Source organism: Pseudomonas sp. JR33AA, assembly GCF_021378985.1.
GTDB lineage: Bacteria > Pseudomonadota > Gammaproteobacteria > Pseudomonadales > Pseudomonadaceae > Aquipseudomonas > Aquipseudomonas alloputida.
Map to the genome: position 1 here is coordinate 285,514 of NZ_JAJSAW010000006.1, position 24,002 is coordinate 309,515.

The 24,002-nt window shown below is 58.7% G+C and carries 22 protein-coding genes and 1 pseudogene; 12 read left to right on the plus strand and 11 right to left on the minus strand.

Going from position 1 to position 24,002, the window contains the following annotated elements; genetic code table 11:
• The first annotated feature begins 43 nt into the window (after window positions 1–43).
• Complete coding sequence (locus LVS58_RS12890; RefSeq protein ID WP_108191062.1) at window positions 44–943, plus strand: LysR family transcriptional regulator; 900 nt, start codon at window positions 44–46, stop codon at window positions 941–943.
• A 202-nt stretch (window positions 944–1,145) separates the two neighbouring features.
• Here the strand turns inward: LVS58_RS12890 and LVS58_RS12895 are convergent, their stop codons facing one another.
• The gene (locus LVS58_RS12895) at window positions 1,146–2,084 is read right to left on the minus strand and encodes a hypothetical protein (protein ID WP_233691412.1); all 939 of its coding nucleotides are present in this window, start codon (window positions 2,082–2,084) and stop codon (window positions 1,146–1,148) included.
• A 457-nt stretch (window positions 2,085–2,541) separates the two neighbouring features.
• Window positions 2,542–3,201 carry a hypothetical protein gene (locus LVS58_RS12900; RefSeq protein WP_233691413.1) on the minus strand — a complete coding sequence of 220 codons (660 nt, stop codon included), beginning with the start codon at window positions 3,199–3,201 and terminating at the stop codon, window positions 2,542–2,544.
• Between LVS58_RS12900 and LVS58_RS12905 the strand changes: the two genes are divergently transcribed.
• Window positions 3,200–3,499, plus strand: a complete 300-nt coding sequence (locus LVS58_RS12905; RefSeq protein ID WP_233691414.1) for a hypothetical protein — start codon at window positions 3,200–3,202, stop codon at window positions 3,497–3,499. The two genes, LVS58_RS12900 and LVS58_RS12905, sit on opposite strands and share 2 nt — an antisense overlap.
• A 46-nt stretch (window positions 3,500–3,545) precedes the next feature.
• On the opposite strand, the gene LVS58_RS12910 is transcribed toward LVS58_RS12905, so the two are convergent.
• The 3 genes and pseudogenes from LVS58_RS12910 to LVS58_RS12920 form a co-directional block, all read right to left on the minus strand.
• Window positions 3,546–4,394, minus strand: coding sequence for a hypothetical protein (locus LVS58_RS12910; RefSeq protein WP_233691415.1), 849 nt, complete (start codon window positions 4,392–4,394; stop codon window positions 3,546–3,548).
• Between the two features lie 471 nt (window positions 4,395–4,865).
• Window positions 4,866–6,303: pseudogene (locus LVS58_RS12915) on the minus strand (IS1182 family transposase).
• Window positions 6,304–6,471: 168 nt separating this feature from the next.
• Window positions 6,472–7,266 carry an aminoglycoside phosphotransferase family protein gene (locus LVS58_RS12920; protein WP_233691416.1) on the minus strand — a complete coding sequence of 265 codons (795 nt, stop codon included), beginning with the start codon at window positions 7,264–7,266 and terminating at the stop codon, window positions 6,472–6,474.
• A gap of 340 nt (window positions 7,267–7,606) precedes the next feature.
• On the opposite strand from LVS58_RS12920, the gene LVS58_RS12925 reads away from it, so the two are divergent.
• Window positions 7,607–8,086 (plus strand): carboxymuconolactone decarboxylase family protein, encoded by a 480-nt coding sequence (locus LVS58_RS12925; protein ID WP_233691417.1) that lies wholly within the window; start codon window positions 7,607–7,609, stop codon window positions 8,084–8,086.
• Here the strand turns inward: LVS58_RS12925 and pdxR are convergent.
• On the minus strand, window positions 8,079–9,512 hold the full coding sequence (gene pdxR, locus LVS58_RS12930; RefSeq protein WP_233691418.1) for a MocR-like pyridoxine biosynthesis transcription factor PdxR: 1,434 nt from the start codon (window positions 9,510–9,512) through the stop codon (window positions 8,079–8,081). The genes LVS58_RS12925 and pdxR overlap by 8 nt on opposite strands.
• 91 nt (window positions 9,513–9,603) lie before the next feature.
• On the opposite strand from pdxR, the gene LVS58_RS12935 reads away from it, so the two are divergent.
• Genes LVS58_RS12935 through LVS58_RS12945 form a run of 3 tightly spaced genes read left to right on the plus strand, consistent with a single transcriptional unit; the run spans window position 9,604 to window position 11,234 of the window.
• Window positions 9,604–10,086, plus strand: coding sequence for a GNAT family N-acetyltransferase (locus LVS58_RS12935; RefSeq protein WP_233691419.1), 483 nt, complete (start codon window positions 9,604–9,606; stop codon window positions 10,084–10,086).
• 30 nt (window positions 10,087–10,116) lie between these two features.
• Window positions 10,117–10,788: an FMN-dependent NADH-azoreductase gene (locus LVS58_RS12940; RefSeq protein ID WP_233691420.1), complete on the plus strand. Its 672-nt coding sequence runs from the start codon at window positions 10,117–10,119 to the stop codon at window positions 10,786–10,788.
• Window positions 10,785–11,234 carry a carboxymuconolactone decarboxylase family protein gene (locus LVS58_RS12945; protein WP_233691421.1) on the plus strand — a complete coding sequence of 150 codons (450 nt, stop codon included), beginning with the start codon at window positions 10,785–10,787 and terminating at the stop codon, window positions 11,232–11,234. Before LVS58_RS12940 ends, LVS58_RS12945 begins: the two co-directional genes overlap by 4 nt.
• Window positions 11,235–11,390: 156 nt before the next feature.
• On the opposite strand, the gene LVS58_RS12950 is transcribed toward LVS58_RS12945, so the two are convergent.
• Window positions 11,391–12,902 carry a sensor domain-containing diguanylate cyclase gene (locus LVS58_RS12950; RefSeq protein WP_233691422.1) on the minus strand — a complete coding sequence of 504 codons (1,512 nt, stop codon included), beginning with the start codon at window positions 12,900–12,902 and terminating at the stop codon, window positions 11,391–11,393.
• Between the two features lie 306 nt (window positions 12,903–13,208).
• Here LVS58_RS12950 and LVS58_RS12955 point away from each other — a divergent pair, with 306 nt between their 5' ends.
• From LVS58_RS12955 to LVS58_RS12965, 3 genes are all read left to right on the plus strand, one after another.
• Window positions 13,209–13,733: an RNA polymerase sigma factor gene (locus LVS58_RS12955; protein WP_233691423.1), complete on the plus strand. Its 525-nt coding sequence runs from the start codon at window positions 13,209–13,211 to the stop codon at window positions 13,731–13,733.
• Window positions 13,730–14,566 (plus strand): FecR family protein, encoded by an 837-nt coding sequence (locus tag LVS58_RS12960; RefSeq protein ID WP_233691424.1) that lies wholly within the window; start codon window positions 13,730–13,732, stop codon window positions 14,564–14,566. Before LVS58_RS12955 ends, LVS58_RS12960 begins: the two co-directional genes overlap by 4 nt.
• 79 nt (window positions 14,567–14,645) lie before the next feature.
• Window positions 14,646–17,084, plus strand: a complete 2,439-nt coding sequence (locus LVS58_RS12965) for a TonB-dependent siderophore receptor (RefSeq protein ID WP_233691425.1) — start codon at window positions 14,646–14,648, stop codon at window positions 17,082–17,084.
• A 93-nt stretch (window positions 17,085–17,177) separates the two neighbouring features.
• Here LVS58_RS12965 and LVS58_RS12970 read toward each other — a convergent pair whose 3' ends face one another.
• The gene (locus LVS58_RS12970; RefSeq protein ID WP_233691426.1) at window positions 17,178–17,960 is read right to left on the minus strand and encodes an SDR family NAD(P)-dependent oxidoreductase; all 783 of its coding nucleotides are present in this window, start codon (window positions 17,958–17,960) and stop codon (window positions 17,178–17,180) included.
• Between the two features lie 46 nt (window positions 17,961–18,006).
• Window positions 18,007–19,005 (minus strand): NADP-dependent oxidoreductase, encoded by a 999-nt coding sequence (locus LVS58_RS12975; RefSeq protein ID WP_233691427.1) that lies wholly within the window; start codon window positions 19,003–19,005, stop codon window positions 18,007–18,009.
• 100 nt (window positions 19,006–19,105) lie between these two features.
• Between LVS58_RS12975 and LVS58_RS12980 the strand changes: the two genes are divergently transcribed.
• Window positions 19,106–19,549: a winged helix-turn-helix transcriptional regulator gene (locus LVS58_RS12980; RefSeq protein WP_233691428.1), complete on the plus strand. Its 444-nt coding sequence runs from the start codon at window positions 19,106–19,108 to the stop codon at window positions 19,547–19,549.
• Between the two features lie 92 nt (window positions 19,550–19,641).
• Here LVS58_RS12980 and LVS58_RS12985 read toward each other — a convergent pair whose 3' ends face one another.
• Complete coding sequence (locus LVS58_RS12985) at window positions 19,642–20,550, minus strand: LysR family transcriptional regulator (protein WP_233691429.1); 909 nt, start codon at window positions 20,548–20,550, stop codon at window positions 19,642–19,644.
• Window positions 20,551–20,736: 186 nt separating this feature from the next.
• Between LVS58_RS12985 and LVS58_RS12990 the strand changes: the two genes are divergently transcribed.
• The gene (locus tag LVS58_RS12990; RefSeq protein ID WP_233691456.1) at window positions 20,737–21,804 is read left to right on the plus strand and encodes an SDR family oxidoreductase; all 1,068 of its coding nucleotides are present in this window, start codon (window positions 20,737–20,739) and stop codon (window positions 21,802–21,804) included.
• A gap of 175 nt (window positions 21,805–21,979) precedes the next feature.
• Here LVS58_RS12990 and LVS58_RS12995 read toward each other — a convergent pair whose 3' ends face one another.
• A complete protein-coding gene (locus LVS58_RS12995) occupies window positions 21,980–22,981 on the minus strand; it encodes a zinc-dependent alcohol dehydrogenase family protein (protein ID WP_233691430.1) in 1,002 nt (333 codons plus the stop codon).
• 107 nt (window positions 22,982–23,088) lie between these two features.
• On the opposite strand from LVS58_RS12995, the gene LVS58_RS13000 reads away from it, so the two are divergent.
• On the plus strand, window positions 23,089–23,967 hold the full coding sequence (locus LVS58_RS13000; RefSeq protein WP_233691431.1) for a LysR family transcriptional regulator: 879 nt from the start codon (window positions 23,089–23,091) through the stop codon (window positions 23,965–23,967).
• The last annotated feature ends 35 nt before the right edge of the window (window positions 23,968–24,002 follow it).

Here is a 24,002-nt window from a genome sequence, read left to right on the forward strand (position 1 = left end):
GCGCTATACAATGGTCTCAATACAGCCATTGAGAATTTTAATAGTGACTACCCTGGAGGCCCTGCCCGAACCCAAGCTGCTGCAGCTGTTCGACGTGCTCTACCAATGCCGCAGCGTGACCCGCGCCGCCGAACAGCTCGGGCAGAGCCAGCCGACCATCAGCATCTGGCTGGCGCGCCTGCGCGAGCAATTGAACGACCCGCTGTTCGTGCGCACGCCGGGCGGCATGGCCCCTACCCCGCGCGCCGACCAGCTGATAGGGCCGTGCCGCGAGGTGCTGGAATCGCTGCGCCGGCTGACTGCCTGGGAGCCGCAGTTCATCGCCGCCACGGCACAGCGGCGATTTCGCCTGTGTGTCAGCGATGCCAGCCACATCACCTTGCTGCCAAGCATCCTTAATCATTTGCGCAGCCATGCGCCGGGCATCCGCCTGGAGGCAGCGCGGATCGACGGCAATACCGAGAGCGCGCTGGAATCGGGCGAAGCGGACCTGGCCATCGGCTTCGTGCCCTGGCTGGGCGGGGGGATGTATCAGCAGGTGCTGTTCGAGCAGGACTGGGTGTGCCTGAGCAACCCGCAGCATCCGCGCCTGGGCAATGGCATGAGCCTGGAGCGGTATCGGGCCGAGGGGCATGTGCAGATCAGTTTCGGCACCGGGCAGAAGCTGCTGGAGGCAGGATTGGCGCGGGCCGGGATCGAACGGCGGATCATGCTGGAGCTGCCAGCGTTTCTCGGGTTAGGGATGATCATCGGGACCACCGATCTCCTGGGCACCTTACCGCGGCATATCGGGCAGACACTGGCCGATATGCATGGGCTACAGGTCCATGACTGCCCGTTCGAAGTTGAGGGGTTCACGGTCAAGCAGCATTGGCATGCCCGATATCACCAGGACAATGGAAATCGATGGTTGAGGGAAGTCGTTCGCGGATTGTTTCAGTAAGCCAGCCAAGCAGGATACCGTTTCGACTTAGATAGCAGATCTGATTCAAGCCGACCGCGCTGGCCGCAAGGCTACCTTCGCGATGGACGGTTTTGGGTCGTGAATGGGCATACACGGCCGGCCGCAATCGACCCAGGTTCAGGGGGTGCATAAGGCGGGCGACGCCAATTCAATCATCCACCTTACTGATAAGCTGGATGGCTCAAGCGTGAACTATGCCCGGCTTCTTAGCGTGGCTGCACGTTTCAGTAACAGGCACAACTCTTACATCAATCGACAGGCGTTCTGCCAGCTCAGCGAGTTGAGTGGGGAGATTTCTTTGTATCACCAGCACAGCATGCGCATCAGGAACCTGTAGAAGCGCTCTCTGCCAAGCGATGCAAACCGCACGGTATTTGACGCATTGATAGATACCGCGAGAGAGATCTGCATCGTTCGAAATGCGGGACTTCACTTCGACCGCAATGATGGAGCCCCCTTTGCGAAAGCAGACGTCGACGCGGTCTCCTGAGGGTAGCTGCTCTTCAGGCGTCCCGACCCAACCGCGGATGCTTTCATCAATCACTAGGGCCGGATGGCTCAGGACATGGTTTTTCAGCAAACGATGATCTTCTGACTCGCCTTCTCCCGAGAATCCATCGGTAGGGGGAAAAATAACTTCGTCGTCTGTCTCCAGCGTCAGTACCGGCTGCAACAAATCCTCCAGCTCATAGTGCTGCAACAGACGGGTCCAGTTGCGACATTTGAAGATGTCTTGGGTCGCTTCTTCGATGACGTTCCCTTGCTTCGCCCAGCTCAGGTTTTCAAACCTGCGACCTTTTGTATAGCGCCGGAAGTAAGGATTGCAGCCACTGCCTGGACGCCGGTAGGCCTTGTTGACCACCAGAATGTTCAATGGCGGAAAATCCAGACCAAGCTCTACTTCCGTTTCCGCAAGTGCGTTTCCAAGAGTGCCAGCAGCATTGCCATATGCAGCGGCGTGGACGTTGTAGTCCATCCAACCTCGACGAACTATCTCTTGATCCAACTCCTTGTAGGTGATGGTGCGGTGGTTCTGTGCACACCAGACTAGAATTGGCACCAATCTACGAGCGGTCTTAATCGTCCATGTACTTCCCAGCAGGCTTGGTGGTAACGGCATCTGTCATCTCCTCGGTACTAGACGCCACACCTAATATCACATTGCCATCAATTCGGCTAGCGTTGAGCAAATCCGATGCAAATGCCTTTTCAGTCTCATTCTGTTGAGTGTTCGGTCATGGCTCCAATTGTTTGAATGAACGCGCCCAATGGGTCGTTAGCAGTCGCCCGCGACTGACCGCTTTCGACCCATTGCGGACACTCAACAGAGGCTACAATACAGCACCAAATTACCAACAACTGCCTGCCCTACTGTTCGTCTTCCTCAATAAAGCTCGCAATCGCATCAAGGTGTTGTATTGGGAGCGTCGGTCTCTGCCTAGCGTTCGTGCGCCAGTCGCCATGAAGGTGAGAGCTGTGATTTCTCCACGCCGCGGTACGGCGTGATAGAAGGCACGTGTCAGGCGCCCGAAGCCCCTCGATAAGTGCTGCCCCTGCCTGAGGGCCTAAAGCATTTGTTAGGGGCCGTCAGCATCCTGCCCCGGGGCGACGGAATGCTGCATCCTTAAAATGAATTGCTGGGTTTCGGGCAATAGTTTCTGGAACACCTCGTCCAGTTCCGGGGCAATCTGGATATCCCCGCCTCGTAAACCCTGGGCAACCTGATCCTGGTAACGCTCAACAAAACGCTGCCGGATGTGCAGTGCCTCGGGGGTATCGTTGGCGACAAGTTCTTCAAGAACCCCTTGCACTGCCTGCATGAACACCAAGCTGCGCTTGTACTGCTGGTCTCGAAGCCTGGATTGCTCGAGTGCTGCTGCATAATGCTCATCCATGACCTCAACCCTTGCCTGCAACAGGTCATTGGTGCTCTGCAACGCCTCAAACGCTTTTGACATTCCAGTCGTCTGTCCGCCCTCGGCGCGCTTGCCCGCTTTCGCGACTTGGGAGAGTTGTTGGTACATCAGGTCAATGATTGTCTCCTGACGCTCTACAACGGCCCTGAGCTGCACTGCCTCCTCGAAATACTGCCGTAGATGCCCCCTCAGCGGCTCCAATTTTTCATTGGCGCACGCCGCTCCCGCATCCCAGCCTTGCGAGTAGCCGTGGGAATGCCCTTCACCGAAGCCCTTCTCGCTGCCCCTGGCTGCGCCCGACATGTAAGTTGGAGATCGCATGGTCCAGCGACCCGGTATAACCGCCATCCAGGCCGCCACCGCGCCTGCCCGCACCCCAGTTGTGATCCATCTGCCACCAAGTGCAGTTGAACACATGCAGCCCGTGCTGGGTGAGTGTGGTCAGGCTGACCCAGCGCTCGTAACGTCGGTCGAGGGCTCCATCCTGGCTCGCGAGTTTGCCCACGAACGAGCCGCACAGCAGGCTGACGTCAGCCAAGACTGGCTGAACGCTGCCGATATACCCACCACAGGGATCATCGAGTCAGCCGCAGACGACATCTGGAACATGAACCCCTAGCCAAAAATGCAGGCACAAAACCGACAAAAGCCGGTGAATTCACGCGCTATCGCGAAACAGTCTTGAACTGCCGGGTGCTGTCCTTGCACCCCATGGATGCAACCGTGAACAACACCTCATAGCGCGTATACGAACTTGCATCAATGCTCGATGGCCTGGGCCCTTTATCGACAGTTTTGCTGTATGCGAGCACCGCATCGCACGCGATAGCATCCGCGACCTGGTTACCGACACGAGCCGCACGCTGACGCATACCCAGCTCGAACTCCGCATCATCCAGAACAACCGGCGTACGCGCTGGCGTGGTCGCCAATGCAGCGTAAGTCCCCTGGGACTCCCCCAACAAACGTACGGAAATCGTGATGCCACCACCGCTCTCGATCCGCGGGTAGCCGGCAAACCGTGCAGTGAACTTATCCTTAGCCGCCAACTGGTTCACCGTGCGACTCACCACTTTGGCCCAGTACTCATTTGGCGGATTTGAAGGATCATATGCTGGCGCTCCTCGATCATAGGACTTGCCCGCCATCCTGAGCTGCTCCTGGCGCAAGAAGTAGCTGGAGCGGCACCTGTTGCTGATCTGCTCGTCCAGCGGCCGCCCAGACTTTGCGCTGTAAAGCAAAGCGGATGCGCATTGCAGCTCGAACTGCCCATTGAGGTACAATGGCTCACCGGTCCCCAGCGGGCTTATAGTGGGGATAAGGTTGAGCGCCCCCCCACCTGCACCACCCGCAACCCCGGTGACAAGGGCACGAGGCATCATCGAGGTCAGCGAATTGACAGCCTCGTCCGAAAAGCGAATCTTGGTGGTCCCGTCCGGCATCTGCTCGGTGGTTACACAGCCCGCCATTCCCGCAGTCGCCAGCAGGAGCAGGATGAGTTTGTACTTGGTCATGCTTGTGTCCTTACTTGAAAAATCGAACCAATTTATCAACCCCACCTGCCTTCAAGGTGAGGTCTTAGTTTACCGTGGCATTACTGGCTCGCAGTTCCGCGGCAACAACGCTTCGAAGTCCTGATAGGGGTCGATGATGTACCGGACCTGACAGGTGATCACGAAATCGTTCCTTGATTTGGGATCCCTATTGTAGGGGGGGGCAACGACGGGTCAAGAGCAATGACAATCGATCACGTGCGGATGTGATTCTTGAGTCGCTCTTGGTTTGGTACCTCGAATGGCTGCAAAGGGTCCAGGCTGTGTGAAAACACGCGAAATGCGTTGAAGGGCGCGGGGATCTAGAAAGGCTTGTCAAACTGGCAAGAAATTGCGCGGTTTAGCTCAAATCGCCGTGCTGGGGCGCATGTGTCGATCTGAGTCGTTCTTGAGGTCTTTTGGGCATGCATGCCGGCGCCTCAGTAGGCCAGTTCACGCCTTGATCGCCTCGAGCAGCCCCTTGATGCCCAAGATGCTCATCATTCGCTTGAGGTTGTAAGCGAGCACATGAAGGCTCATTTCAGTGCTGACCCGTGGCAGGGTCTTTGTCAGGAAGTGGGTAGCCCCCATCCAGTACTTGAGCGTTCCGAACGGGTGCTCAACGGTTTGGCGGCGCACCTTCATTTTCCCAGGATCGTGCTCCAGTTGAACTTGAATCAAGTCGAGGACCGCTTCATGTTCCCAGCGTTTTAGCCGTCGCTCTTTGCCCGTCGTACATTGCTTGTGCGTCGCGCAGGACTGGCAACCTGAGAACCAATAAACATGCATCAGCATCCCGTCTTCCCATGTTGCGTAACGCTTGGTCAGTAATTGCCCCGCAGGGCATCGATACTCATCCGATGTCGAGACGTATAGGAAATCCTGCTTGCCAAATCGACCTTCGGCTTTGCTGCTAGAGGTCAGTGGTTTCGGTACGAAGGGCGAGATTCCAGCTTGCTCACATGCAACGATTTCCGTGCCTGTGTAATAGCCCCGGTCGGCAACGACAGTCAGCGATTCAGCACCGATTTGGTCACGCGCTTGCTTCGCCATGTTGCTCAACTGCCCGCGATCATGACCGACATTCGTCACCTCATGCGCAACGATCAGATGGTGCTGATCGTCAACGGCCGTTTGTACGTTATAGCCAACGGTGCCAGTGCCCCGACCGCCAACTGACATGGAGCGAGCATCGGGATCTGTGAGAGAGATTTGTTTGTCTGGAGTTTGAAGTAGCTGCGCTTCAATATCTTTGAGCTTTTGCATCTGTTGTTTCAGCGTTTCGATCTTCTCTTTCAGTCGCTCGGCCTTGGCCACGGCCACCTCCGGCATTGCTCGGTCTGCCGAGTCCATCGCTGTCAGATAGCGCTCAATGCTCTGCTCGATTTGCTGCATACGGGCCTTCACCTTGGTCTGGGTGAAGTTACGGTCGCGATTGTTCACTGCTTTGAACTTGCTGCCGTCGATGGCAATGATCGACTCAGAGAACAGATTGAGGTTACGACAGAGAAACACGAACTGACGGCAGACGCTGCGAATGGCTTTACCGTTGTCCTTGCGAAAGTCGGCGATGGTTTTGAAATCTGGAGCCAGACGCCCAGTGAGCCACATCAACTCGACATTTCGTTCAGCTTCACGCTCAAGCCGGCGGCTGGACTGAATGCGGTTTAGGTAGCCGTAGATGTAGATCTTCAGCAGGACCGCTGGATGGTAGGCCGGGCGACCTGTTGCTGCCGGATCGACGCCTGCGAAACCGAGCGCGCCCAGGTCGAGTTCATCGACGAAGACATCGACCACTCGCACTGGGTTTTCATCGGTGATGTAGTCCGTCTAGGCACTCCGGCAGCATTGTGACCTGCGTCCGAGCCAAACCCTCGATGAACCGCCTCATGATTGCCCCCGCCACGATCACGACGGTCCGAAGGTTAGACAACCACGGGCCTTTTCACACAGCCTGGTCCCATAGCGGCCATTCGCGAAAGACAGCTACCGGCCAAAAGCAGTCTTAGCTATCGCAACCCACGGTTGAAAAAATTCTGGCCTCGCCATACCGTAAAACTCATAAACCGAGCGCCAACGCTGCAAGCTTCGCCACCTCAAGGGGGGCATCTGGCTCAATGTCGTCCTCGAGCATCCAGGCTGCTGACAACCCCGCCCATGCGAGCACCCACTGCAACAACCTCCGACGATCAATTTCGGAGGCGTGTGCCACAACCCCTATACGACGCTCGAAACAACCTGGAGCCAAAGCGCTTTTGCTATCCGGATTGCAGAAAATATTCGCGTAATCGAAGCCGCGCTCACCGTACAGTCCCTTAGGATCGATAGCGAGCCATCCCTTGGCGCCAAAGTCCAAGACATTTCGGTGATGGATGTCGCCGTGCAGCACCGTGACTTCGCGGGGCGCAGCTAAAAGTTGGCGGGCGGTATCTGCGCAACGTTCAAAGATACCTCTGTGCGTTGCCGCTGCGCTCCATAAGGCGTCGAACCGTTTAACCAGGGGGACTAAAGCAGGCAGCGGTCTTGTACGTGGTATGTGGAGGCGGCGGACCACCGCACAGATAATACGAGTAGCCTCGTCGTCCTGGCCGCAGCTCACCATGTGCGCAAGGGAAACCGAACCCTTCGCACGCTCCAAAAGTAAAGCCTCACCGTCATGTGCCAGCACGGGGGCTGCTCCTTCACCGTCCCACCAGGCCATGAGCAGGTTGCCCGCTTGCTCTTCTAGCTCTTGCGAAATTTTGAGCATGGCTGGTAGGCCGTGGTGGCGAACGGGCAGTAGATGTCCATTCAGCGAGGCGAAAGCATCACCGTCGATGGTCAATTCCCACCGTTTCAAGTATTGATCAAACATGAATTCATTAACTTTCGCACTTTCCGGAGCAGCATTATGACTGATTGAGATACCAGACTAAACGTCTGCTTTTGGTGGACTGCTGCCTTCCCTGACGGGCAGCGTTGGGTCTATAGGTGCCAGTCACCTGTGAGAGGGCCGCTATCGACCCCAAGCTGACATTCGCGGATGCCAATCAACAGCTAGGATCGCCCTCCAAAGTCAGCGCCACTCAGGACGGGTCCAATATCCGTCGAGCCAATATGGCCTAGTTCGAAGTCGCAATCTTGGTTCTGTCAGGCAGGGCCATGCATAACTACAGTGGGCACCGACAACACCTTTCCACTGCGAGCAACTACCCATGAAAAGCCGTATTGATTACTTCAAACTGTCGCCCCAGGCCTCCAACAAGCTGGTGGAGCTTACCCTGCACCTGAGCAAGAAGCCGCTTCTGGCCGAGCTTGCTCACCTCATCATGCTTCGGGCTTCCCAGCTTAATGGCTGTGCGTTCTGCGTGGATATGCATGTGAAAGAGGCCAAGATTCATGGCGAGCGCGAGTTGCGTCTTCACCACGTTGCCGCCTGGCGTGAGTCGCAGCTGTTCTCGCCTGTCGAGCGCGCCGCGTTGGAGTGGGCCGAAGCCCTGACCCAGTTGCCGCCCCATGGCATTCCTGAAAGCGTGTATGCGAAGGTGCGTGAACACTTTGCCGAACAGGATTTGTCGGATTTGACGTTCCTGATCGTCGCGATCAATGGTTGGAATCGCCTGAATGTTGCCTTTCAGACGATCCCGGGTTCGTCCGATGAGGCATTCGGGTTGACCAAGGCCAACCTCAACTGAGCATCTTGCTGATCAAAGCGCCAAGCTGCTCGCTTTGGGCAGCCGTGGCGCAGTTTGTAAAGCTCAGCAGCAGCCCCGAATGACGTTGAGACGATAAGTACCAGCGCGACAATGCCTGTACCGACATGCCCCTTGCCAACAATTGCTTGGCCAGGGCGATGTCGTTTGTATCTTCCGGTAAACGCAGCAGCAAATGCATGCCGCCTGGGGAGCGATCTACCTGAACGCCCTTCGGCAGACTCCGCTCCAGCGCTTCAATGGTCATCACCCGTCGCTCGTTATAGAGCCGGCGCATGCGCTGGATATGGCGGGTGAAATGACCCTCTGCGATGAACGCCGCCACCAGGGCCTGGGTAATGGAGGGTGAACCGGCGGAAAATAACGTCCGCCCCACGCGTTCAAACGCCGTTACCTGCGCCTGGGGTACCACCAAGTAAGCCAGGCGGATACCGGGAAACAGCACCTTGCTGAAGGTGCCGGCATACAGAACCCGCCCATTGCGATCCAGACTGGCGAGCGCTGGAAGCGGACGACTGACATAGCGATACTCGCTGTCGTAGTCGTCCTCGACAATCCAGGCGCCGGTGCGGGCCGCCCAATCCAGGAGCAACTGCCGTCGAGGCAGCGATAAGGCCATTGACAGCGGGCTCTGATGCCCCGGTGTCACCGTGGCTACCTGCGCAGGCTTGGACGTAGCGATAGCCTGTTCCACATTCATCCCATCACCATCCACTGGGACTGCCTCCAAGCCCATCCCGAACTGGCGAAGTACCTGGCGTGTAGTGGGATAACCCGGGTCTTCCACCCAGGCGCACTCGCCTGACTGCAACAACGTCTGGGCGACGAAGGACAGGCTGTGTCGCCAACCACTCGTGATAAACACCTGATGGGCACCGCAATCGATACCTCGGGACATCTGCAAATACGAGGCGATGGCGCTGCGCAATGCCGGTAGGCCGTGGGGCGCCGGATAGTCCAGATCGCCCAGACGCATGCCGCGTAGATATCGAGCACCGAGACGTGCCCATATTTTTCGCGGAAATGCATCCATTGCTGGCACACCCATCTGGAACGGCAACAGCTGTAGCGGTCGACGTATGGCGTCAGAATCCTCTATCACCTCCAGCGTTGGGGTCACTGCGCTGACCGACCGTTCAGGCGTGCGCAACTCGGGATTGACCACCGTGCCTCTCTGTCCGAGCGCCAGGAGGTAGCCCTCACTGGCAAGTAAGGAATAGGCAAGTTCGACGGTGCCGCGCGCAACGCCTAGTTCCTTTGACATGGCACGCGCTGATGGCAAGCGATCGCCGGGAGATAGCGTGCCGGCAGCGATGGCGGTCAGCACTCGGTGGTAGAGCTGACGATACAAAGGAGAGTTGGATCGCTCATCCAGAGGGGCGAAAGAAGGCGAAGTTGAAGTCGTCATGGCCTAGTTCTTATTCCATTTCTTGGCACAATCAAGTGGGCTAATCCTAGTTCAAGATAGCGCCATCACCTACTGACGGAGGCTGGCGTTCATGACACTCACTCCTCACCCATACATACCCAGCGTGCTCGATCTGGCTGACGCCAACCTGCGCCCTCTGGATACCTCTCACGACCTGCATGCCGCGTTCCCGGTGATGCAGCAATTGCGCCCTCATCTGGCTAGCGAAGCCGACTTCATCAGCCGCGTGGAGCGTATGCGCACTGAGGGATATCTTCTGGTAGGTGCTTTCGACTCAGGCAGTCTGGTGGCATTGGCCGGTTATCGCCTCCAGGAGAATCTGGTCTACGGCACATTCCTGTATGTCGACGATCTCGTAACCGCTGAAACCCAGCGAGGTCATCACTGGGGAGCGCGGTTATTGCAGGCCTTGGAGCGGTTGGCGCGCGCCAGTGGCTGCGCCCGCCTTGTGCTTGATACCGGTTTGGCCAACGCCCGAGCCCAACGTTTCTACTCCCGTGAAGGCCTGCACAACAGTGCACTGCGCTTTCAAAAACAGTTCGATGCGCCATGACGCTCGCCGTTATCAAATTGAGGCAATTACATGAATTCACACAGGCAGCCCATTGTTCCGTTGAGCGTTCTTCGCCTGGTCGCCAGCCCCAATGGTGACAGTTTGGAAAGTCTCAAACTGTCCCAGCAAATTCTGTTTGCCTTGGCCCTCCATGCTGGCAGACGCGGTATCGAAGTGACGGATTTCGATCTTCACACGTTAGCTCCAGTCGATGCCTCATACGCGCAGACGCTGGCCAATCAAAGAGCGGTCTCAGCGGGAGAGCAAGAGGGGACGCTGAACCGTTCGAACGCACTCATCGACCAATTGCAGGCGTGCGACGTACTGCTGATTGCCAGGCCAATGCACAACTACAGCGTGCCCGCCCCGCTCAAGGCCTGGATTGATCATGTAGTGCGCGTGGGCAAGACGTTCCTGAGCACCGCCAAAGGGAAGGTCGGTACGTTGGTGGATCGACCGGTCTATGTCGCTATTGCTTGCGGGGGCTACATCAATGGCCCGAGTGCCCGACAGCCCGACTTTCTGCGCCCTTACCTGACTGCCGTCCTTGCGACCATCGGCCTCAACCAAGTGCATTACTTCAGCGTTGAAGGTACTGCCAAGGGGAAAGCGTCTCTGGATACTGCCAGAGAGCGTGGATACGGTGAGGTACAGGCTTTCTTCTCCAATGTCGCTGACGCTTTGCAAGGACAACACCTATGAGTCGCCTCAATTGGTTTGCAGCATCGTCCGGCGCCGCCAAGGCCCTCGGGGGACTGCATCATTTCGTAACCACTGGGACAGACCTGCCACCCTCACTGATCCATCTGGTTTTTCTCAGGGTTTCTCAACTCAACGGCTGCGCACATTGCATTGATCTGCATTCTCGCGATCTGATCAAAGAAGGCATGTCGGTGGACAAATTGCTGCTGATACCGGTGTGGCATGAAGCGCAGTATCTGTTCTCGGAGCAAGAGCGCTCGGCATTGGCCTGGGCCGAGGAAGTTACGCGGGTAAGTGAGACTCACGTCTCTGATGAAGCCTATGCAGCCGCATTGGCGGCATTTGCAGCAAAGGATCTGGTCGACCTGACAACGGCGATTGCCGCAATGAACGCTTTCAACCGTATGGGTGTCAGTTTCCGGGTACGGCCTGCCGCCAAGGCTTGATGGCCATGTTGGGGCCGCGCAGCGGCCTTGGCTACAGATCTTCCGGTCATCTACGACGGGCAGCTGTCGGACCCTGCCCTTCGTCAAGGGCGGCCCCCCTGATATTGAACCTTGGGCAATTGGCTGTGCGGTTGAGCGCTACACCTGTCATTGGCTTTATACATTCGCCCCGTCGACATGCAGGCGATTGCGGCCCGCTTGCTTGGCGATATAGAGCGCCCGGTCGGCGCGTTCAATTAGCGATGGCGGGCTGTCGAGGGTCGTGCCATCGGAGCAGGCGATGCCGATACTGGCGGTCACATGCCCGAATGGGCTGCCTTCGTGAGGGACAGGTTGCAAGGCCAGGCGCTCAAGCATCAGCCTGGCAACAACGGCTGCTCCGTCGATGTCGGTATCGGGCAGGATCACGGCCATTTCCTCACCCCCGTAGCGCGCCAGCAGGTCGCGAGGGCGGCGGATGCAGGAACTGAGCAGGTAAGCCATCTGCTGCAGGCAGGCGTCACCAGCCGGATGCCCATAGGTGTCGTTGTAGCGTTTGAAGTAATCGATGTCGATCATCAGCAAGGCCAGCGGGGTCCCGTTTCGATGGGCCATGCGGATCTCCTGGGTCAGCGTTTCGTCAAAGCAGCGCCTGTTGGCAAGCCCCGTCAGCGCATCGTGCATCGCCAGGCTTTCGAGCTGTTGGTTGCTCTCAAGCAACTGCTGTTGGGTCAGTCGAAGTTCGTTTTCGACCGCACTTCGCCGGCTCATGGCTCGAATCAGCAGCCAGCCAATGGTTCCGGTCAGTGCCAGCAGCGCAGCGACCACCAGCGATGACAGCAGCGCCTCGAGCCGCCAGGCTGCAAGTGCTTCCTGCTTGCCCAGCGCGACCGTTGTCACCAGGGGTAGCTTGTCACTCTTGCGAAACGCATAGAGGCGTTCTACGCCGTCCAGGCTGGAGGTGAATGAAGCGGTGCCGGCTGACTGGTCGATGAGGTACTTGGCGAAGATTGGCGACTTCGAAAAGTTGCGCCCCATGTCCTGTTCCCGAAACGGATAGCGCACCAGCATGGAGCCGTCGGTAAAGGCCAGCCCAATGGCACCGTCATGGCCAACGTCCAGCTTGCCGAAAAGCTGCAGGAAGTTTTCCACGCCAAACGTCATGGCAACAACGCCGGCGAACTCACCGCGCTCATCGTTGAATCGCCGGCTTATGGTGATCACCCATTCCTGGGTGACGCGGCTACGGATTGGCAGGCCGATGAAGGGGTCGCGGGACGGGTCGTCACGGTGGTGGATGAAAAATTCCCGGTCGCTGCTGTTGGCGCCGACGGGGGTCGGACGGTTGGACGACATGAGCCAGCGCCCATCCCTGGCATAGATGGTGATGCCGCTCATTGGCGGCATCAAGGGTTGCTGACGCTTGACCAACTGACCCAGCCGTTCGATCTGCGCAGGCCCGGCGCCCTCGGTTTCCAGGCGCTCAACCAGGCCGAGCAGCAACATCGAGCTCTGTCGGACGATACCTTCCGAATAGGTGGACAGTGCCTGGGTCAGGTTCAGGCCATGGACATTGATGTCTTCCAGGGCGCGCTCGCGAGAGGCCATGACCTTCCACAGCGTTAGCGAGGCAAGCGAAAAACCTATGACCGATAGCAGTAGCACAACAAGGTGGATGTCACGCTTCACGTCAATTCACACGCCTTTTTCCCTAAAGACCACGCTGAGCGCCGACACGCTGTCACTAACCGAACGGTCAGGATGTAACTATCTGGTCCATGCCCAAAAATATAGCACCTAACTTATTGGATTGTCCGACAGAATTACTCATGTCGAAGCGCTGAGCTTGAAGCCAGCGCCATTGCCAACGAACTGACTGTTCCTGACCTTCCTGTGAATTTGGCATGGCTCGACGCTGTCGCTTGTTTATTCGCAACTATTTCTCATTTACACTTGCGTCTTGTTTTCGCGGCTTACCTTTTTTCAGGATGCATCGTGTCGTTCGATCCCGCCAAACCGACGCTGCTGTCTACATTGGTACGTCACTATGACGACCTGGTGGACCACATTCGCCGACGCTTCGGCGACAGAAGCCTGGCGCGCGATGTCGTGCATGACGTGTGTGTGCAGCTGCTTGAGCGCGGTGAGAAAGAAAACGTTCGAACCCCGCTGGCGTTGCTACGAAAAATCTCCAACGACACCGCCGTGAGCCGCTATCGTAGCGATCGACGCCGAGGCGCCTGGGTAGAGGCGGTTTCCGAGCTCCCGGAGGTAGCCTGCCCGGCAGCCACGCCGATGAGCCGGTATGACAGCGAGCGCGAGTTTCAACTGCTCGTGAGCGCTATCGCAGGCCTCCCTCCTCGCTGCCAGGCCGTTTTTGTCATGCATAAAGTTCACGAAATTCCCCAGGCAGAAGTCGCCGCTCGCCTCGGTATTTCCATCAAGACAGTGGAAAAGCACCTCCGCCTGGGGTTGGCGGCGTGCAGGCAACGGCTTGGGCGTGATGAGGTGCATCCATGACCAAGCAGCCCGAACAGGCGCCCCTGGACGAAGCGCTGGGGCGACATCGCGAAGAGCTCAAGCATCTGTTCCCCCTGCCACCGAACAGGCCGGCCCCCTCGAAAGCGGTGAAGTCGGCAGGTATCACGCTAGCGGTTGCGATCGCTTTTGCAGCCCTGGCCTGGTTGAACCCGGCTTACAAGAGCGAGCGTTTCGCTACCGCCATGGGTGAGCGGCGCGCTGTGCTGCTGAGCGATGGAAGCAAACTGCTGCTCGACAGTGGCACGCATGTCGATATCAGTTGGCGCCTGCTCAGCCGCGAAGTCGACCTGCGCGCTGGGCAGGCCCTTTTCGATGTGTCCTCGGCCGTGTACCGCCCCTTCGTAGTGTCTGCAGGCCTGGCGAAAGTCGAAGTGCTCGGTACGCTGTTCAATGTTCGCCGCCTGGATAACGAGGCGGTTCGTGTGACCCTGGCCCGTGGGCGAGTGAACGTGGCCGTGGCAGCTGCCGCGCAAGCGCCTGTCACCCTCAGGCCAGGGCAACAGGTCGACTCCATTGGCGGGCACCTGATGCCAGTGGCGAAGGTCGACGCCGCCAAGGCGATGGCCTGGAAAGATGATCGCATCGTGTTCGAGCAGACGCCGCTGGATGAAGCGGTGTCGTTGCTGCGTCACTATCGCAAGGCATCCATTGAGCTGAGCGACCCAAGTTTGGCTGCACTCAAGGTGACAGGGGTCTTCGAGACGCACCATGTCGACCTGCTGCTGGATCTGTTACCGAGCATCCTGCCGGTCGCCGTGTTGAAACAAGAGGATGGCAGCGTCCGGATTCAACGTAAATCGACAAAAAAATAATGCTCAAGCGCAGGTAGGGTTTCTCGATTCCCATGGCGGCTATTGAAAAAAGCCCAACCAAAAAAAAGGAACTCGAGAAGTGCACTTTCCCCTCCGCAGTCGCCAACTACGCCTGTCATTGCTTGCCAGTAGCCTGCTCATCGCAATGTCGGCCCAGGGCCGGGAACGGGTGAACGTGGATCTCCCTGCCGCGCCGCTGGGGGAGGCCATCAACGCTCTTGCGCAGCAGTCTTCGGTACAGATCATCTTTGCCAGCGATCTCGGTGCAGGCCAAAACGCGCCCGCGGTGAAGGGGCGGTTCACACCTGAGGAAGCACTTCAAACGCTGCTCAAGGACAGTGGCCTGCAAGTACGGGCCAAGGATGAGCGCACCTTCGTCATCATCGCGCAAGGCACCCCTGCACCCAGCCCCGAAACCCAAAGCGTACCCGTGGAAATGGCGCAGATGGAAATCACGGCCTCGCGCACCAGCAGTAGCCTGGTGTCCGCGACGCGGCAGTCCACTGTTCTCGAGCATGAACAACTGCAGGAGCTGCGCCAAGGTTCAGAGAGCCTGGCCACGGTACTGGCCAAGGCGATTCCGGGCATGTCCGACTCCAGCCGCACCATCACTGAGTATGGCCAGACCCTGCGCGGGCGCAGCATGTTGGTCATGGTCGACGGGGTGCCGCTCAATACCAACCGCGACTCTTCGCGCAACCTGGCCAACATCGACCCGGCGCTGATCGAACGGGTCGAAGTCATCCGTGGCAGCAGTGCCATTTACGGCAGCGGTGCCACGGGGGGCATCATCGCCATCACTACACGACCTGCTGGCGGTGAAAACCGTGCCGAAACCAGCCTGAGCGCTACCTCGCCACTTACCCGCCTGGGCAGCGATGGCCTGGGGGGCCAGTTCCAGCAGTATTTTGCAGGCTCTCAGGGCGCGGTGGACTACGCGTTCGACTTCGGTACCCGCCACATCGGTGCCTCGTACGATGCGCAAGGCGACCGAATTGCTCCGGAACCCAGTCAGGGCGACCTGTTCGATTCGAACATCTACAACATTGGCGGCAAGTTGGGGCTGCACATTGACGAGAACCAGCGAATCCAGCTCGCCATCAGCCACTACGACGCCCGCCAGGACACCGACTACGCAACAGACCCACGCGTCGCGAAACTTCCCCCAGGCTCGGTGCCGGCCAATGCGGTCAAGGGCCTGGATCTCGACGAACAGAACCGCATTCGCAACACACTGTTGAACCTGGAGTACGAGAATCTCGACATTCTCGGCAGCCGGCTTTCCGCCCAGATGTACTACCGGGACTACTTCACCCGCTTCACGCCGTTCGACGCCCGGGCCGTTGCAACCCGCGGCGGCAACGTGGACCAGATCATGCAGAACAGCGAAGTGTTCGGCAGCCGCCTGACCCTGCGCACGCCACTTGGCGACAGCGGCAGTACCGAGCTGGTGTGGGGTGGCGACTATAACCAGGAGCGCAGCGACATGCCGCTCGACGTCTTCGACCCCGCGGCTTATGACGCCAGTGGCGGCCTGGTCTTCGACAAGACCGGCAAGCTCACCTACATGCCCCTGCTCAAGACCCGAAGCGCCGGTGCGTTCGCGCAGCTTCAGCATCGCTTCGATGAGCACTGGTCGGTCGACGGCGGCCTGCGCTACGAATACTCCACCGCCGAATTCGATGACTTCGTTCCTTTGTCCGAATCCACGGCTGCCTCCCCTGTGGCTGTGAAGGGTGGGGACATTCATTACGATGCGGTGCTGTCGAACCTGGGCATTGTCTACTCACCGGTACTCGGCCAGGAAATCTACGCCTCCTTCAGCCAAGGCTTCCAGTTGCCCGACGTGGGCATTCAGTTGCGCAATGCGCGCCGTGGCTTCGACATCGGCGCATCGAACCTGGAGCCGGTCAAGACCAACAACTATGAGCTTGGCTGGCGAGGAGCGCTAGGTAGCAACACCCTCGGCACCCTGGCGCTGTTCTACACCACCTCCAAACTGGGGGACGTGCAAAGTTTCAACAATGGCTTGATTCTGACCCGCACCAAGGAGCGTATCTACGGCGCTGAAGCCAGTGCCGATTGGCTATCGGACGATGCGGTGTGGGGCGCAGGGGGGAGTGCGACCTGGATGCGCGGGCGAGAAAAGCCGGACGGCAAAGGTTGGCAAGACATGACCGGCTATCGTGTTCCCCCCCTGAAGCTGACTGCCTACGTTCAGTACAAGCCGAGCCTGGATTGGAGCAACCGCTTGCAAGCCACGTTCTTCGACGCCAAGGACTACAGGCTCGACGGTGTGGACAGCTTTGGTCGGCATCAGGTAAGTACCTATACGACAGTAGACCTGGTCAGCCAGTACCAGATCTCTGCTGACGACAAGGTAAGCGTCGGCATCCAGAACCTGTTCAATCGCGCCTATTACCCGCTCTACAGCCAATTGCTGCGCAATAACAACAACACCAGCCACTTGCCGGCGCCAGGCACTGTACTGACTGCCAGTTATACGCACAATTGGTAAGGTGGTGAAAAACCACCGGGTCGATGTCGAGCCCGGTGGTCATTGTTCCTGGGTGGCGGATTCGATCATTCGTGCACAGTCACGCGTTCACAGTCAGCGCTGATATCGTTCAGCCGCGTGGGTTTGTCGAATGTCAGACATCAGCCCTTGGCGCGCACCTTCCAGTGCAGTCCAGCGCTCGGCAACCTGAAGTGGCGGGATGGTTACCAACTCGCGACGGTCGAAACCGACAAGTGCAGCATCGACCAGCTCACCGACCTCCATCACCTCCGGGAGTGTGTTGACGTCAATGCCGGCACGCGCCCAGATCTCGGTACGGGTCGCTGCCGGCAGCACGGCTTGCACGTACACGCCCTTGGATGACAGCTCCTGACTCAGCCCCTGTGACAGAAACAGCACGAAGGCTTTGGTAGCGCCGTAGAGGGACATGCCGAACTCGGGCGCAAAACCCACCACGGAACCCACGTTGACGATCGCACCAGTGCCCGACTGCGCGAAGCGCGGCGCGATCGCAGCAGCGAGCCGTGTCAGCGCGGTGGTGTTGAGCGTGATAAGGCGCTCAATAGCTTTGGCAGACTGGTCCAGGAAACCACCCGATTGTGCCATACCCGCGTTGTTGATCAACACGCCGATATTGGCGTCATCGCGCAGTCGACGTTCAACGACGGACAGGTCTGCCGAGCTTGTCAGGTCGGCGGGCAGCACCTCAACCGCCACATTGCTTTCCTGGCGCAAACGTAATGCAAGCGCCTCCATGCGCGATGTGTCGCGTGCAACAAGAATGAGATCGTGGCCACGACGGGCGAACCGCTCGGCGTAGGTGGCGCCAATGCCGCTGGAGGCGCCGGTGATGAGTACGGTCGGACGTGTGAGCATGGAAGTTACCTTTATGGCGATGGTTGTGTGAGAAACACGGCGGCAGTCACATCTTGATTACTACCTTGCCCTTGGAGCGCCCTTGAGCAAGGTACTCAAGCGCCCCCTTGGCGTCTTCGAAGGGAAATATCCGGTCGATCACCGGCTGGATTCGCTGAGCGTCCAGAAGTGTGCCGATTTCGGCGAGTTGGGCCCCGTCGGGGTGCACGAAAAGAAACGAGTATTTGATATTCCGCCTCTTTGCCAGGCGCACGATCTTGCGACTCATCAGGCCGAATACGAAGGTCAGGAAGACGTTCAGGCGTCTGGCCCGGGCGAACGCAACATCCAGTGGGCCAATGAGCGAGACAATCTGGCTTCCGGGTCTCAGGATGGACATGGATTTCTCGATCGCATCCCCCCGCAGGGTTCCGAGTACCGCGTCGTAGTCGCGCAGCACGGTCTCGAAATCCTGCGTCGTGTAGTCCACAACCTCGTCCGCCCCCAGAGCGCGCACCCGTTCAACGTTGCCTGTGCTGGTGGTGGTGCCCACCTTTGCACCAAGGTGTTTCGCCAACTGGATGGCGAACGTACCGATACCGCCCGAACCGGCAGGAATGAACACCTTCTGCCCGGCCTGAAGCTTGAGGCGGTCATTAAGCGCTTGCCAGGAGGTGAGGCCGACCATCGGGATCGACGCGGCCTGCTCGAAGCTCAGATTGGCCGGTTTCAGCGCGGCGGCGCTTTGCGGCACAACCGCGAATTCAGCAATCGCCCCTGTGCCAAGATCGAAGATGCTGGCGAAGACAGCATCGCCTGGCTTGAAGCGGGTCACGTTGCTACCAACCTCGGTCACGATGCCAGCCAGATCGCTGCCCAGGGTGGCTGGCAGCTGGAAATGCAACACAGGCTTGAACATGCCCGTTGGAATCATGTTGTCGATCGGGTTCAGGCCGGCGGCGTGGACTTGCACCAGTAATTCGTCGGCCTTTGGCGTGGGACGGGGAACCTCGGCCAACCCGATCTCAGGTGACTTGCCATAGCGCTTGAAGGTCAGTGCTTGCATGGTTCGGCTCTAACGGGTGGATGGCTCATCATCGAGGTGTTACTATCAATTTGATACAGACAATACTCCCCTTTTGAAGGCAGGTCACTATCAAAATAGTATGGACGTGAAAAATAGTTGTGATAACCCGTGCCCGATCGCCCGCAGCCTGGCTGTGGCCGGTGACGCCTGGAGCATATTGATCCTGCGCGATGCCCATGCCGGCCTCTCTCGGTTTGACCAATTCCGCAAGAGCCTGGGTATTGCACCGACAATGCTGACCCGCCGGCTGGCGGCACTGACGGAGGAGGGACTACTGGAGAAGCGGCGCTACTCGGAGCACCCGCCTCGCGAGGAGTATCTGCTGACCGCTGCGGGTCGCGATTTTCTCCCGGTGCTGTTCATGATTGGTGCTTGGGGCCGGCAATACCGAGGCGGTGGTAAGCTGACCCGCTTCTTCGACGCGCAAACAGGCACAGAAATCAAAGCTGTGGCCGTGGACGAGGTGACGGGGGCGAGGATCGGCACGCGCCCCATGCGCATGGTCACACCTGATGAAAGTTGACACGATCTCTGCAGCCTGAGAACCCGTAGGCGTGCAGCAACAGCCGTCTTCGGCCGAAGACCGCCTGCGGGTCACTCATGAAACTGCAGGCGTCATTGCGTTAACAGGTGGCTAGTGGAACCGCCGTCGACATTTGCCGAGGACACGGCTTCGAGCAGCACCCGCTCCAGGATGTCAAAAAAACACTTGATGTGCGCCTGCTTCAAGGCCTGAGGCCGGGTCACCAAATAGATCTCCATATCTGGAATTTGGAGATGCGGGAACAACTCGACCAAATCGGTAGCCGCTATACGGGGCAGCACAGCCACCCCCATCCCTCGCCTCACCGACTGGAGTTGCACAGCGAACGAATTCACGCTGATCTGCGCGCGGTCCAGACCCGCGGCCTTTGCCGCACGCATCTGCGGCAAAATATCCAGCGGGGGAAGCAAGGAAATACTGACCGCCGTGGCAAGCGTCACGCCTGGTATTTGCTTCACATAACCCGGGGCAGCAAAAATGCCGTAGGCAAGCCGGCCTATGGGTCGATAAATCAGCGACGGCTCACCCAGATGGGCAGTGCGCACAGCAACATCTGCCACGCCGCGGACGATCTTGTGAAAGTCGGCGGCCACCGTTAGCTCCACTGAGCAACGCGGGTGCAGGGATGTGAAGCGCCTTATCGCCTCCAGAACGTAATCCGAGAACCCCTCCCCTGCACTGACCAACACACTGCCGGACAGCTCGGCAGGCTGCTGCGATGTGCCAGAAAGGGTTTGCCGCCTCAAACCGGCTTCTGCAGCGATAGCGACTTCCACCAGGGATTGCCCCCGGGACGTCAGACGGCACCCTTCAACGCCCCGCTCGACAAGTGGCTCGCCCACTGCAATTTCAAGTTGGGTCAGGCGGCGTGACAATGTAGAAGCTGCGATACCGAGCAATTGTCCAGCCTGAAGAAAGCTGCCACGTCGCGAGACGGCCAGCAGGAGGCGAAGATCATCCCAATTGGCGTGCGACATCATACGGTGATTCATTCCTGGCTTTGCGAATATGCAAAGCCATTATGCAGAGATTGCTGTTTTTCGAAAGCACCCTCAACGGTATATCTATGGCCCTCCGATACCCATGGACTGGACTTTATGACTATCACCCCCAACGCCTTTCCGAAGCACGCCTCTGACGCTTTCAATCGATGTGATCCAGCGGCCATGCGCAGCGTATTTGTGACCGGAGCAACCGGTTTGCTGGGCAACAACCTGGTGCGTGAATTGGTCGCTTGCGGCTACACGGTCAAAGGCCTGGTCCGTTCAAAAACCAAAGGTGAAAAGCAGTTCAACAACCTGCCGGGTGTGGAGTTGGTCGTTGGGGACATGGCCGAGGTCGACGCATTCGCAGCGTCGCTGCAAGGTTGCGATACGGTGTTTCACACAGCGGCGTTCTTTCGCGATAACTACCAGGGCGGCAGCCACTGGAAGGAGCTCGAACAGATAAACGTGTCAGGTACGCGGCGCCTGCTTGAACAGGCCTACAGCGCCGGCATTCGACGGTTCATCCATACGTCTTCCATTGCGGTGCTCAACGGCGCACCTGGCACGTCCATCGATGAAAATTGCCTCAGGGCCGACGCCGACGCCGATGACTACTACCGCAGCAAGATCCTCGCCGACCGTGTCGTGTTGTCATTCCTGGAGAGCCACCCCCAGATGCATGCCTGTATGGTCCTGCCTGGCTGGATGTGGGGGCCTGGCGACATTGGCCCAACGTCCTCGGGTCAACTGGTCAACGATGTGGTACAGGGCAAGTTGCCCGGGTTGATCCCTGGCAGTTTTTCCATTGTTGATGCCCGCGATGTGGCATTGGCACAGATTGCCGCAGCCAGACATGGGCGCCGAGGTGAGCGCTATCTCGCGGCGGGTCGACATATGACAATGCGCGAACTGATGCCTGTTCTAGGACGTATGGCGGGCGTCAAGACACCAGCCCGACAAATACCGCTGCCCTTTCTATACACCTTGGCGGCTGTGCAGGAGATCTATGCGCGCCTGACCGGCAGACCCATTCTGCTGAGCATGGCCACGTTGCGCCTACTGGTGCGAGAGCAGGACCGCACCCGTTTCAACCACCGCAAGAGCGAACAGGCGCTTGGGCTGACTTTCCGGGCACTGGAGCTGACAATCGCCGACACCGTGGCGTGGTACCGCGATCACGGCGAGTTTGAAAACCGCAGCACATCTGCATTGCAAGGAAGCGGCCGATCCGCCGTGGTCGACGACTGACGTCGCAGACGCAGTAATTGCCGCCCACCAAATCCGATGATCTCCAAACAATTCACGGCCTGGGGCATGTGCGCGTGAAACGCCACGCTCACCTTGGCTGTTGTTTGTGAAGGCCAGCCAAGGCTTGAAGCGGGCGTTTCTGGCGGGTCATTACAGATTGATAAAGCTCTGGAGACTATTCACTTATCAACTGAATTACTGTCTTGCCCCGACCGCGACCTTGCGCGACCTGTCGGAATGCGTCGTTGACCTCCTCCAAGGCGAACTGTTGCGGGTCCACCCGGATCGCCAGTTGCCCGGCATTGGCCAAAACAGCTGCCTCGCGCAGGATACTGCCATGGTGTTCGCGTCCCTTGCCGGTGAGCAGCGGCGTCAGGGTAAATACCCCCGAGTAGGTGGCATTTTTAAAGGATAACGGCGCGAGACTGTGCTGGCCCCAACCGAGGCAGCTGAGTACGTGCCCGGTATAAGGCTTTACTGCGTTGAATGACGCGTCCAACGTGCTGCCGCCAACGGTGTCGTATACGATGTCGAAACCTTCCCCAGCCGTATACTGTTCGACATAGGCTTCTACAGGCTGCGTCTGATAGTCAATCGCCGTGGCCCCCAGCGAGCGAATAAAGTCGAGACTGCCCGCCGAACCGGTGGCGTAGACGTCGGCACCGCGAGCCTTGGCCAATTGCACCGCAACTTGGCCGACCCCACCTGCGCCACCATGAATCAGCACACGCTGACCACTACGCACATTGGCGCGATCTACCAAGCCTTCCCAGGCGGTGATGAACACCAACGGCAGCGCGGCAGCCTCACGCATGCTGAGTGCATGCGGCTTTGATGCAATCAGCCTGGCATCCACGGCGATGTATTCGGCCAGGGTGCCTTGGGCGCCGCCAATGCCGCCGGCCATGCCAAAGACCTCCTGGCCAGGCGTGAAACCATCAACCGCCTCGCCCAGCTCGACGACCGTACCGGCGAGATCCAGGCCGAGCACGGCCGGCAACGCCTGACGGGCATGAGCACCCGCACCGATGGCAATCTTGGTGTCGAGCGGGTTGACCCCGGCGGCGTGAATCCGCACCAAGACCTGCCCCTTCCAAGGCACAGGGCGGGCGATGTGGCGCACGGCCAGCGGGGTCTGGGCGGATTCGGCGATAGCGGCAAGCATGGTCTGATTCATGATGGGAACCTCTGAATGAGTGGACACTTACAGGTTGCCCTGTCATTCTTATTCCGATAAGAATCTAAATTTGCATATTACCTATTCCCCAAAGAGGCCCAATCACGATGGATCTGTTCGACAGCATGCGCATCTTCGTGCGCGTCGTGGAGCGCGGCTCGTTTTCGGCAGTGGCTCGGGAGCTGAACATCGGGCAGCCGGCAGTCAGCAAGCAGGTCCGTGCGTTGGAGCAATACCTGGGCGGCGCCGTGTTTGCCCGCAGCACCCGGCACCTCGCCCTCACCGATCAAGGGCAACGCTTCTACAGCCACTGTCAGGAGATCCTCAGCCAGCTAGAGCATGCCACGCGCAGCTTCGCCAGCGGCCTGGAGCAGATCGCCGGCCCCCTGCGAATCGCCGCACCGGTCAGCTATGGGAGGCTGTGCATAGCGCCCCTGATCGGGGCTTTTCTACAGCGCCACCCCGATGTGCAGATCGACCTGCGCCTGAACGATTACAACGAAGACCTGCTCACGGAAAACATCGACCTGGCCATCCGCATTGGCGTGGTGAAGAGCGAGGGGCTGGTGGCCGTGCCCCTGGGCACCAGCACACGGCGAGTCTATGCCGCACCGGCCTATCTCGATCGCCATGGCCGGCCACGCAAGCCCACCGAACTGGCAGGCCACAACTGCATCGCCTTCACCTTGCTTGAGCATTACGACCGCTGGCACTTCTCCCGTCGCGGTGAAGCCCTTGAGGTTGCAATCAAAGGCAACGTCACCAGCAACAACAGCGAGGCCATTCGTGAAATGGTCCTCGGCGGCCTGGGCATCTCCCTGTCTCCGCAATGGCTGTTTGCTGCGGACTTCGAGCAGGGTGACGTGTGTAGCGTGCTCGACGAATACCAGACGACCGCGTTGCCGATCAGCGCCGTGTTCAGCCGTGAGCGGCGCCGCTCGGCAAGGACGATAGCGTTTATCGATTTTCTTCGGGAGAACGCGTAAGGCACCCCGATGGGGCGCAGGACCTCACTCACTGC